Genomic DNA, 379 nt, shown 5'->3' with positions numbered 1-379 from the left:
CCGTGGCTGAGGTCATTGGAGGTGGTTTTCAGGTGCGTTTCTGTAATGCGCCTTTACGTCTCGTCCTCAGTCCCACTGGAAGGTCGCACCGTCGTTTGCCTGCACGAGCGCGGCGCCGGGCTTGGAACCGGGCAGCTTGGGCAAGCCGTCGCCTTCGAGCGAGAGTGACAAGCAGACATCGAGCTCCTCTCCATTGGGCATACGGGCCCGGGTGTAGCGGCCCACCACTATCGGCCCTTCCGTCCACACCCGGCCGAAAAGCCGCGTTCCCTCGAGAAATCCGCCGAGCGTCTCGGTCGTGACCGATTCGAGCTTCCCGTCTCCCAGCAGGGTCATGCACCCCCACTCATTGCTCCAAACTCGACTCGCGGCTTTGCAT

At 62.8% G+C, this 379-nt stretch carries 1 protein-coding gene; it reads right to left on the bottom strand.

Annotation, left to right across the window (positions count from 1 at the left end; translation table 11 throughout):
* Nucleotides 1-66: 66 nt before the first annotated feature.
* Nucleotides 67-336, bottom strand: coding sequence for a hypothetical protein (locus tag D7X32_RS44755; RefSeq protein WP_120608498.1), 270 nt, complete (start codon nt 334-336; stop codon nt 67-69).
* Nucleotides 337-379: the final 43 nt, after the last annotated feature.

It is taken from the genome of Corallococcus carmarthensis (assembly GCF_003611695.1).
GTDB classification, from domain to species: Bacteria; Myxococcota; Myxococcia; order Myxococcales; family Myxococcaceae; genus Corallococcus; species Corallococcus carmarthensis.
The sequence above is the reverse complement of the archived record's forward strand: the minus strand, read 5'-3'. Positions and strand labels throughout refer to the sequence as shown.